Annotated in this window: 10 protein-coding genes; 8 read left to right on the plus strand and 2 right to left on the minus strand. The window is 74.3% G+C overall.

What is annotated here, in order from left to right:
* Positions 1-982, minus strand: a 982-nt coding sequence (locus tag ABZ914_RS38505) for an aldehyde dehydrogenase family protein (RefSeq protein ID WP_500199395.1), incomplete at its 3' end; no start/stop codon positions are given.
* Positions 979-1,794: a mycofactocin-coupled SDR family oxidoreductase gene (locus ABZ914_RS38510; RefSeq protein WP_500199396.1), complete on the minus strand. Its 816-nt coding sequence runs from the start codon at positions 1,792-1,794 to the stop codon at positions 979-981. The genes ABZ914_RS38510 and ABZ914_RS38505, both read right to left, overlap by 4 nt.
* Before the next feature lie 452 nt (positions 1,795-2,246).
* Between ABZ914_RS38510 and ABZ914_RS38515 the strand changes: the two genes are divergently transcribed.
* From ABZ914_RS38515 to ABZ914_RS38550, 8 genes are all read left to right on the plus strand, one after another.
* Positions 2,247-3,470: a CaiB/BaiF CoA transferase family protein gene (locus tag ABZ914_RS38515; RefSeq protein WP_500199397.1), complete on the plus strand. Its 1,224-nt coding sequence runs from the start codon at positions 2,247-2,249 to the stop codon at positions 3,468-3,470.
* Positions 3,471-3,527: 57 nt separating this feature from the next.
* Positions 3,528-5,024 carry an MFS transporter gene (locus ABZ914_RS38520; protein ID WP_500199398.1) on the plus strand — a complete coding sequence of 499 codons (1,497 nt, stop codon included), beginning with the start codon at positions 3,528-3,530 and terminating at the stop codon, positions 5,022-5,024.
* Positions 5,025-5,113: 89 nt separating this feature from the next.
* Positions 5,114-6,385, plus strand: a complete 1,272-nt coding sequence (locus ABZ914_RS38525) for an amidohydrolase family protein (protein WP_500199400.1) — start codon at positions 5,114-5,116, stop codon at positions 6,383-6,385.
* Positions 6,382-7,551 (plus strand): thiolase family protein, encoded by a 1,170-nt coding sequence (locus ABZ914_RS38530; protein WP_500199401.1) that lies wholly within the window; start codon positions 6,382-6,384, stop codon positions 7,549-7,551. The genes ABZ914_RS38525 and ABZ914_RS38530 overlap by 4 nt, the downstream gene beginning before the upstream one ends.
* On the plus strand, positions 7,548-7,976 hold the full coding sequence (locus ABZ914_RS38535; RefSeq protein ID WP_500199404.1) for a Zn-ribbon domain-containing OB-fold protein: 429 nt from the start codon (positions 7,548-7,550) through the stop codon (positions 7,974-7,976). Before ABZ914_RS38530 ends, ABZ914_RS38535 begins: the two co-directional genes overlap by 4 nt.
* Complete coding sequence (locus ABZ914_RS38540) at positions 7,973-8,644, plus strand: TetR/AcrR family transcriptional regulator (RefSeq protein WP_500199406.1); 672 nt, start codon at positions 7,973-7,975, stop codon at positions 8,642-8,644. The genes ABZ914_RS38535 and ABZ914_RS38540 overlap by 4 nt, the downstream gene beginning before the upstream one ends.
* Positions 8,645-8,754: 110 nt before the next feature.
* Positions 8,755-9,474 (plus strand): enoyl-CoA hydratase/isomerase family protein, encoded by a 720-nt coding sequence (locus ABZ914_RS38545; protein ID WP_500199407.1) that lies wholly within the window; start codon positions 8,755-8,757, stop codon positions 9,472-9,474.
* Complete coding sequence (locus ABZ914_RS38550; protein WP_500199409.1) at positions 9,464-10,195, plus strand: alpha/beta hydrolase fold domain-containing protein; 732 nt, start codon at positions 9,464-9,466, stop codon at positions 10,193-10,195. The genes ABZ914_RS38545 and ABZ914_RS38550 overlap by 11 nt, the downstream gene beginning before the upstream one ends.
* Positions 10,196-10,223: the final 28 nt, after the last annotated feature.

Below are 10,223 nucleotides of genomic sequence, written 5' to 3' on the forward strand. Positions count from 1 at the left end.
GACAGGTAGACGGTCTGGCCGATGCGGTCGCCTCGTCGAGGACGCGCCGTTTGGTCTCCTGCGGGACCAGCACCCGGGTCTGCAGGACGCAGCCCTGCCCCGCCATCGCGCGCATCACGACCGCGATGCCGTCCGCCGCCCGCCCCACCGCGTCGGGCAGGTAGACGCCCGCGGACTTGCCGCCGAGTTCGAGCATCACCCGCTTGTGCGTGGGCGCGGCCTGGGCGGCGATCGCGGCGCCGACGGCGCTGGAGCCGGTGAACGACACGGCGTCGACCTCCGGCGCGCTCGTCATCAGGACGGCTCCGGCGGTGCCCTCCTCGACCAGCACGTTCAGCACCCCGGGCGGGAACCCCGCCGCCTCGGCGGCCTCGCCGGCGGCCAGCACCGCCAGCGGTGCGAGCGGGCTCGGCCGCAGGACGACGGTGTTGCCGGTCAGCAGCGCCGGGACGACCTTCCAGAGCGCCAGGAACAGCGGCACGTTGTAGGCCGGCATGGCCGCGACGACGCCGAGCGGCTCCCAGCCGAGGACGCTGGTGACCACCCGTCCCCCGGCGACGAGGTCGTCCAGCGGGACGGGGTTGTGCTCCTCCTCCGGCAGGGACGCGTGGATCCGGACGGCGGCGCGGGCGTGGCCGATCGCGCCCGCCACGTGCAGGGTCCGGGCCGACGGCAGCAGCGCGCCGGTCTCGGCGACGATGGTTTCTTCGAGTTCCCCGCGCCGCTCCTCCAGTGCGGAGAGGAAGCGCAGGACGAGGCCGGCCCGTTCGGCGGCCGGCCTCCGCGACCAGCCGTCGAAGGCGCGCCTCGCGGCCCGCACCGCGCGCTCGAAGTCCGCGGGCTCCGCCGTGGGCACCTCGGCCACCGTGGACAGGTCCGCCGGGTCCGTGACCCGCAGGGCCGGGCCCGACCCGAGGCGGACGCCGTCCACACGGGAGCCCGGCGCGGGCACGGCGGGCGCGTGCGCCGCCTCCGGGGTCACAGGCTCACGCCGGCGTCGAGCGGGAGCGCCGTGCCCGTCACGGCGGACGCCGCGTCCGACACCAGCCACAGGATCGCCCGGCTGACGTCGAGCGGCCGGAGCCGGTCGATCGGCAGCACCCGCGCGAGCGCCTGGGCGTCGCTCGCCCGCGTCATCGGCGCGTACGGGTTGTTGATCATGAAGGTGTCGACGGCGGTCGGGTGCACGACGTTGACCCGCACGCCGTGCGGGCCGAGCAGGCGCGCGAAGCCCTTCGCCAGGCCGACGACGCCGTGCTTGGCCGCGTTGTACCCGGACATGCCGCCGGAGCCGTCCGTCATGCCCTTCAGCCCGGCCGTGGACCCGGTGATCACGATGGAACCGCCGCGGCCCTGCTCGACGAGCGGCCTCTGCGCGACCTTCAGGGTGTTGAAGACGCCGGTGAGCATCACCCCGACGGCGTCGGCCCAGCGTTCCGCGGCCTGCTCCAGGGTCGTCTCGGTCCGGTCGCTGTGCAGCACGCCGGCGTTGGCGAGCACGATGTCCACGCCGCCCAGCCGGGTGATGCCGTGGTCCAGCGCCTTCTGCAGCGCCCCGATGTCGCGGACGTCGGCGACGGCGGTGGCGCAGCGCCGGCCGGCCGCCTCGACGAGGCGGGCCGTCTCGGCCAGGTCGTCCTCCGTCGCCATCGGATAGGGGACGGTCGGGATGTCGGCGCAGATGTCCACGGCGATCACGTCCGCGCCCTGCTCGGCCAGCAGCACCGCGTGCGAGCGTCCCTGCCCGCGACCGGCGCCCGTGATGAACGCGACCTTGCCGTCCAGTTGCCCCATGTCGTCGGCCCTTCCTCGGTGCTCGCCGGTGTCCCCGCGCCCGCCGGCGTCCGGGCATGCGAAAGGGCATGCCGGATCCGTGGGGAGCGCGCTGACTTTCACCGGTCGTCACGGTGATCGTTGAACCCGGTCACCGGAGATCGGCCGGGCCTCTCGACCATAAGCACGCTCCGATAGAACCGTCAAGAGAATGAGCTTCTCCATAAATCTTCGCAGCAAGACGACCATCGACCGGCCGGAGCACAGCACACTTGAGACACTTTCAGCTTCCAGCTGAGAATGTTCTTCTCCATCTTATGGACATATGGGCTTCTCCTAGTTAGCTTGAGGTTTCGACACAGCCGAGAAGGCGCCACCGATGACCTCTCGCCCTGCCATTCGGCCCTGGATCCGGTACGCCCCGCGCCCGTCCGCGCCCACCGCGGCGGCGCGAGCACGCGAAGGAGAGCCCCATGCCCGACCGACCGGCCGCCCCGACGCCCGTCTTCGACGGCGTGCGGGTCCTGGAAGTGGCGCAGTGGACGTTCGCGCCGGCCGCCGCGGCGGTGCTCGCGGACTTCGGGGCCTCCGTCATCAAGATCGAGGACCCGGTCACCGGCGATCCGCAGCGCGCCCTCGCCACCTCCGGGGTGGTCCCGAAGGTCGGGCACGTCAACCTGGTCACGGCCCAGACCAACCGCGGCAAGCGCAGCGTCGGGCTCAACCTGCGCGACCCGCGCGGCCGGGAGCTGCTCATGGAGCTGGTCGACCGGGCCGACGTCCTCGTGACGAACTTCCGGGGGCCGGCGCGGGCGAAGCTCGGGTTCGACGAGGACACCGTCCGGTCCCGCAACCCGCGCATCATCTACGCGCGCGCGACCGGCCAGGGGGCGCGCGGCCCGGACGCCGACCGCGGCGGGTACGACTTCACCTCGTTCTGGATGCGCAGCGGCATCGCGTCCGCCCTCACCGCGCCCGACGCCGACCGGCCGCTCCCCCAGCCGCCCGCGTTCGGCGACAAGGCCGGCGCGATGAACCTCGCGTTCGGGATCGCCGCCGCGCTGTTCCGCCGCGAGCGGACGGGCGAGGGCGCGTGCGTCGACGTCTCGCTGCTCGGCTCCGCGCTGTGGCAGCACTCCAGCGCGATCCTCTACTCCTGGGGGCTGGGCCGGGAGTTCCCGGTGGCCACCGGCCGCTCGGCCAACCCCATCGGACGCGGGTACCGGACGGCCGACGGCCGCTGGATCGCCCTCATGATGATCGAGTCCGACCGCTGGTGGCCGGACCTCTGCCACCACCTGGACCGCCCCGACCTGGTCGCGGACGAGCGGTTCGCCGACGCGGCCGCGCGATCCGCGAACCACGACGCCTGCACCGCCGTCCTGGAGTCCGTCTTCGCCGCCCTGCCCCTGGCCGAGTGGGAGCGGCGCCTCGCCGGCCTCGCCGGGCCGTGGGCCGTCCAGCGCACCATGCTCGAGGCGGCCGAGGACCCGCAGGTCGCCGAGAACGGATACGCCGTGCCCGTCGACCACGACGGCACCGCCGTCCGGCTGATGAGCGCCCCCGTGCAGTTCGACGAGCGCGTCCCCCGCCTGGGCCGGGCCCCCGAGCACGCCGAGCACTCCGAAGAGGTGCTGCTCGAGCTCGGCCGCGGCTGGGACGCGATCGCGGCCCTCAAGGAGTCCGGCGTGGTGTGACACCCGCCCCGTGCACCGGAACCGCAGCTCCACCCCACCCCACCCCAGGAGGACCCGGTGACCGCCGAGCCCACGTCCGAGCCGCCCCGAGCCACGACCGAACGCGCCCCGACCGAACGCGCACTGACCGAACGCGCGCTGACCGGCCTGGTGATCGCGCTGATCGCGATCGAGGTCTGCGCCGTGTTCGAGACCGCGATGGCGGTCGCCGCCATCCCCACCTTCATGAAGGTCTTCCGGGCCGACGCGTCGACCGTCGGCTGGACGACGACGATCTACCTGCTCGTCGGCGCCGCCTCGGCGGCCACCAGCGGGCGGCTCGGCGACATCTTCGGCCGGCGGGCCGTGCTCGTCGCCGTCTTGGCGGCCGCGGCCGCGGGCTCGCTGATCAGCGTGCTGGCCGGCGACCTGTGGCTCGTGGTGCTGGGCCGCGGCGTCCAGGGCATCGCCGCGGGCGCCCTGCCGCTGTCGTTCGGCATGGTCCGCGAGCTGCTGCCGGAGCGGCGGGTGCCGCTGGCGATGTCGCTGCTCGGCGGCGTCGTGCCGGTCTGCACGGGCGCCGGCGCCCTGCTCGCCGGCGTCCTGATCGACCACAGCGGCTGGCGCGCCATGTTCCTGACGGCGACGGTCCTCGGCGTCGCCGCGACGGCGATCGCGATCCGGGGGCTGCCGCGCACCCCGGGGATGACGCCGCGGCCCACCGTCGACGTGCTGGGCGGCGTCCTGCTCGCCCCGGCCGCCGGCGGCGTGCTCTTCGGCGCCACCCAGGCCCGCGAGTGGGGCTGGGACGACTCGCGGGTGCTGCTGGCGTTCGCGCTGGGCGTCGCGGCCTTCCTCGTCTGGGCCTGGTGGGAGCGGCGCGTCGCGGCGCCCATGGTCGACCTCCGGCTGTTCGCCGACCGCAAGGTCCGGCTGACGACCGCGGCGACGGTCATGGTCGGGCTGGGGCCGATGGGGGCGATCGCCATCCTGTCGCAGCTGGTGCTGCAGCTTCCGTCGAAGGCGCCGGTGGGGCTGGGGCTGTCGCCCACCGCCTCCGGCCGGCTGCTGCTCGTCGTCGCGGTGTTCGGCTACGGCGGCGCGTTCGTCAGCGGACGGCTCGCGCAGGCGGTGGGGGCGCGGTGGCCGCTCGTCATCGGCACCTGCGCCTACGTGGCGGGCGTGGTCCTCTGGATCTTCCTCGCCAAGAGCGTCGCGGGCACCCTGCTCTGCCTGACCCTGACCGGGATCGCCACCGGCTTCGCCGCGACGGCGCTGCCCGTCCTGATCGCCGAGGGCGTACCGGAGGAGCACACCGGCGAGGCGACCGGGATCAACCGGGTGGCGCAGAACATCGCCGTGGCCTGCGGGCTGTCGCTGACCTCGGTCGTGCTCGCCCGGTCGACCGTGCCCGGCACCACGCTGCCCACCCGCTCGGCGCTGGTGGCCGCGCTGCTGTGCGTCACCGCCCTGTCGCTCGCGGGCACGGTGCTCGGCCTGCTCATCGGCGGCCGCCGCCCCCGCGAGACGCCGGCGCCGGCCCACGACCTCGGCGCGAAGCCCGCAGGGGCCTGACCGCCGGCCGGCGAGACCGGCCGGCGGCGGACACGACGACGAACACGACGCCGGAAGCGCCGGCGTCCCGACCGAAGGGACGAACCACGATGACCGAACCCCGGACCGCGACGACCGGCACCGCCCCCGACCTGAACTGGCTGATCTCGGTCGACGACCACGTCCTCGAACCGGGGCACCTGTGGGAGACCTGGCTGCCCGCGAAGTTCCGCGACCGCGGCCCGAAGCTCGTCATCGACGACGACGGCAAGGGCACGTGGCACTACCTCGGCATGAAGCAGCGCGCCAGCGGCCTGTCGGCGACGGTCGGCCGGGACAAGAGCCTGATCAGCCCGGAGCCGCTCGGCTACGACGAGATGCGGCCCGGCTGCTACGACCCGCGCGCCCGCGTCGAGGACATGGACCAGGGCGGCATCCTCGCGTCGATGACGTTCCCCACCTTCCCCGCGTTCTGCGGCCAGACCTTCCACCGCGGCGAGGACAAGGAGCTCGGGCTCGCCTGCGTCAAGGCCTACAACGACTGGATGGTCGACGAGTGGTGCGCGAGCGCGCCCGGCCGGTTCATCCCGCTCACGCTGATCCCGCTGTGGGACCCCGAGGCCGCGGCGGACGAGGTGCGCCGGGTCGCGGACCGCGGCGTCCGCGCGGTCGCGTTCAGCGAGAACCCCGAGCCGCTCGGCCTCCCGACGATCAACGACCCGGGCCGCTACTGGGACCCGTTCCTGCGCGCCGCCGCGGAGTGCGGCGTCGTCGTCTGCATGCACGTCGGCTCGTCGTCGCAGATCCCGTCGATCAACGGCGACACCAACTTCATGGCGAACCTGTCCTGGGGCGCCGTCCGCACCTCGGGGACGATGCTCGACTGGCTGTTCAGCGGAGTGTTCGAGCGCTTCCCCGGCCTGAGGATCTCGCTGGCGGAGGGGAACATCGGCTGGATCCCCTACTTCCTGGAGCGCGCCGAGCAGGTCATCGACAAGCAGCGGTTCTGGTTCCAGCGCGGTATCGACTACGACCCCGGCAAGGGCAGCAAGCAGCAGCGCACCGACGGCGGCGCGCACAGCATCGACTACCTGAACTTCGACATCCGGCAGAGCTTCCGCGACCACGTCTACGGCTGCTTCATCGACGACGTCGCGGGGCTGCGCAACCTCGAGCTCATCGGCGAGGACAACGTCATGATCGAGACCGACTACCCGCACTCGGACACCACCTGGCCGAACTCCATCAAGCTCGCCCACGACCGGCTCGCCGGGATGGACCCCGAGGTGCAGTACAAGGTGCTCCGGGGCAACGCCGAGCGGCTGTTCCAGTTCACCCCGGCCGACACCGCGGACCTGCCCGTCCCCGGCGGGGTCTCGTGACGGACGCGCGGACCGCCACGATCGTCGGGCTCGGCATGAGCCCGCAGGGGCGCCGGCTCGGGATCTCGCCCCGGGAGCTGCGGAGGCAGGCCATCGACGCGGCGCTGCTCGACGCGGGGCTCGGCCGCGAGCTGATCGACGCCTGCATCTGCTTCGGCGCCCAGCCCGAGGACCTGCGCTACGCCGGGCTGTCCCCGCGGGCGTCGTTCGCGCTGAACTCGGGGGGCGCCTCCCCGGCGCTGTCGGTCGTCGTCGCCGCCGGTCTCATCGCCACCGGTCAGGCGGACCACGTCCTCAGCGTCTACGGGGAGGCGTTCACCGGGTCGGCCCCGCGCCTGGAGCCGAACCACGGCGTCGCCGCCCGGTCCGACATCGGCGGCTACAGCTACGGCTATCCCTACCTCTACGGGCTGGTCGGACCGGGCGCCGTCTACGCCATGGCCGCGCGGCGGTACCTGGAGGCGCACGGCGCGTCCTCGGAGGACCTGGCGGCGGTCGCCGTCGTGGAACGAGCGTACGGGAGCGTCCGGCCGGGGGCGGTCGGGTACGGGCGGCCGATCACCGTGGCCGACCACCAGGCGTCCCGGATGATCGCCGACCCGCTGCGGCTGCTCGACTGCTCCCGCCCGACCGACGGCGGGGTCGCCGTCGTCATCACGTCGGCGGAGCGGGCCGCGGACTGCGCCGGGAGCCCGGTCGCGGTCCTCGGCTCCGGCTGCGGGCACAACATCGCCAACTGGTGGGACGGCACGATGGACGGGCGGTTCGGCGCGGCGCCCGACGCCGCGAGGCGCGCGTACGCGGAGGCCGGCGTGGGTCCCGAGGACATCTCCGCCGCGCAGCTCTACGCGCCCTTCACGATCGCGACGCTCATGCAGTTGGAGGAGTACGGCTTCTGCGGTGAGGGCGAGGCGCCCGCGTTCGTGCGGGACGGCCATACCGGACCCACCGGGAAGCTGCCCACCAACACCGGCGGCGGGCAGCACTCGGGGTTCTACGCCACCGGGTTCACGCCGCTGTCGGAGGGCGTGCTGCAGGTCCGCGGCCGGGCACCGACGAACCAGGTACCGGACGCCGAGCTGTGCCTGGTCAGCGGCAGCGGCGGCAACGGCGGCGTGCACGGCTCGTGGGCGCACGTGTCGCTCGTGCTGGGCAGGCCCCGGTGAGCGCCCCGCGCCCCTACCCCGGGGACGTCGCGCCGGACACGGCCGACGCGGAGTTCTGGCAGGGCTGCCGCGAGCGCCGCTTCCTGGTGTTCCGCTGCGGGATCTGCGGCCGGGCGGTGTGGCCGGCGGGCGGCTGCCCGGCGCACGGCATGGCGCCGATGGCGTGGGATCCGGCGAGCGGCCTCGGCCGCCTCCGCACCTGGACGGTCGTGCACCAGCGGTACGCGACCTCGTTCGCCGACCCGCCGCCGAACGTCGCGCTGGTCGAGCTCGACGAGGGGCCGCTGATCCACACGACCGTGGTCGGGGCGGACCGGCCGCGGATCGGGATGCGGGTCCGGGTGGACTACGACGAGATCGCCCCGGACGCCGTGATCCCCGTCTTCCGGCCGCTGGACGAGGCGGACGATACCCTTGGCGCGTGACGCTGGAGCCGGGGTGGGCGGAGCGCATGGCGCGGCACGCCGTCGAGCGTCCGGCGCGCGGCGGCTTCGTCGGGCCGCGGGCGAAGCTCGTCAAGGCCGGGCAGCAGCTGCTCCTCGAACACGGCGACTCGCAGTACACGATCGAGGAGCTCGTCCGCCGCGCGGGCGTCGCCATCAAGACGTTCTACCGGTGCTTCCCCACCAAGGAGGAGTTCCTGCGGACGGTGTTCACCACGTCCGTCACCGGAGCGCTGCCGAGGATCCGCGAGTACGTCCTGTCCGCGTCCGGCGATCCGCTGGAGCGGCTGCGGATGGCGGTGACCTGGCCGCTGGTGTGGCACCGGGAGAACGAGTCGCTCAGCCGGGTGATCGCCTTCGAGCACGTGCGGATCGCCCGGACGAGCCCCGAGACGATCGCCGCGACGGGGCGCCCGTACGAGGCGTTCGTCCGGGAGCTCATCGTCGACGCGGCCGAGGCGGGGCTCGTCCGGCCGGCGAACCTGGACTGGGACGTCCACATCGTCACCTCGATCGTCACGACGTCGTTCCACACGCTGATCCTGGGGCTGGGCGAGCCGCCGGAGGGCGACCGCGAGGCGCTCGCCGAGAACGTCTGGCGGTTCTGCCTGACCGCCCTCCGCGGCCCCGGGGCCGCGACCGCGCGCTGATCCGCCGGGTCCCCCGCCGTGCGCGAGGCTCCGGGCTTGATTGCGCCCTGACTGGCGAATACGCTGTTTCCAAAGATGAGAATGCCACTTTCATCAATGGAGAAGAGCGCATGGTCGATCTCGAGCTGGAGCGCGGGGTGGCGGTCATCACCATCGACCGCCCGCAGGCCCGCAACGCCATCGCACCGGCCACCATGGACCAGCTGGAGGAGGCGCTCGACGCGGCGGAGGGCGCGGGCGCGCTGGTGATCCGGGGCGCGGGCGACCGCGCGTTCGTCTCGGGCGGCGACCTCAAGGAGCTCGCCGCGATCCGCACCGAGCCCGAGGCGATCGCCATGGCCCTGCGGATGCGCGGCGTCTGCGACCGGATCGCGGCCTTCCCCGCACCGGTGCTCGCCGCGCTGAACGGGCACGCGCTCGGCGGCGGCGCCGAGGTCGCGGTGGCCGCCGACATCCGGGTGGCCGCCGCCGGCGTCAGGATCGGCTTCACCCAGTCGACCCTGGCGATCATGCCGGCCTGGGGCGGGGCCGAGCGGCTGGCCGCGCTGGTCGGCCGGGGCCGGGCGCTCCTGCTCGCGGGCGCGGGCACGGTGCTCGGCGCCGAGGAGGCCGAGCGCGTCGGCCTGGTGGACCTGGTGCTCCCGCGCGACTCCTTCGAGGAGGGCTGGCGGTCGCTGGCCGCGTCCCTCGCCACCGGCGCTGCGCGCGAGATCAAGCGCGTCGTCGCGGGCGGGCTGACGGCGCACGAGGCGGCGGCGGCCTTCGCCCGGCTGTGGGTCGCGGACGAGCACTGGGAGGCGGCGGAGAGGGCGATGAACCGTGCGCGATGACGTGTGGGTGACCGAGTGCCCGGTGGGAGCGGTCGTGCGCCCGGCGGAGCCGAGCGGGACGACCGTCCTCTACGTGCCCGGTGACGGCGACCGGCCGGCCGGCGCCGGGCCGGTGCTCGACATGGCCGGTCACCTGGCCCTCCGCACGGGGGCGACCGTCGTCTCCTGCCGGTACGCGCCGCGGTTCCCCGCCGCGCTCGACGACGTCCACGCCGCCTACGACCACTGCCGGGCGTCCGGCCCCACGGTGGTCGCGGGCGAGCGCCTCGGCGCCGGACTGGCCGCCGCCCTGCTGCTGCGGCTGCGCGACCTCGGCGCCGAGCCGCCCCCATGCGCGGTACTGGCGTCGGCGCTGCTCGACCTGATGCTGGAGGCGCCGAGCCTGCGCCTCAACGCGAGCGCCGACCCCGGGTTCGACGCCGCGGGGCTGCGGCGGCGCGTCGAGCGCTACGCGGCCGGCGCGAACCCCGCCGACCCGCTCCTCAGCCCGCTGTACGCCAACCTGCACGGGCTGCCGCCCGTCCATCTGGTGGCGGCGGGGACGGATCCGCTCCTGGACGACTCGCTCGCGTTCGCCGCGCGCGCCGCACGTTCCGGCGTCACGGTGGACCTGCACGTCCTTCAGGACGCGTCGTCCCTGCCCCTCGAGACCGTCAGCGCCATCGCGGGCGCCGCGTCCCGATGGGCGCGCACAGCCGAGACGTCCGCGTCGTCACGCTGAAACGTCCCGCCCGGCCGTGCGGCGCGCG

It is taken from the genome of Spirillospora sp. NPDC046719 (genome assembly GCF_040645715.1).
Lineage (GTDB): Bacteria > Actinomycetota > Actinomycetes > Streptosporangiales > Streptosporangiaceae > Spirillospora.

Excerpts from the sequence above, each read along its gene's own strand:
- ABZ914_RS38545 (WP_500199407.1), top strand. The coding sequence starts at position 8,755 with ATGGTCGATCTCGAGCTGGAGCGCGGGGTGGCGGTCATCACCATCGAC.
- ABZ914_RS38515 (WP_500199397.1), top strand. The coding sequence starts at position 2,247 with ATGCCCGACCGACCGGCCGCCCCGACGCCCGTCTTCGACGGCGTGCGG.
- ABZ914_RS38510 (WP_500199396.1), bottom strand. The coding sequence starts at position 1,794 with ATGGGGCAACTGGACGGCAAGGTCGCGTTCATCACGGGCGCCGGTCGC.
- ABZ914_RS38525 (WP_500199400.1), top strand. The coding sequence starts at position 5,114 with ATGACCGAACCCCGGACCGCGACGACCGGCACCGCCCCCGACCTGAAC.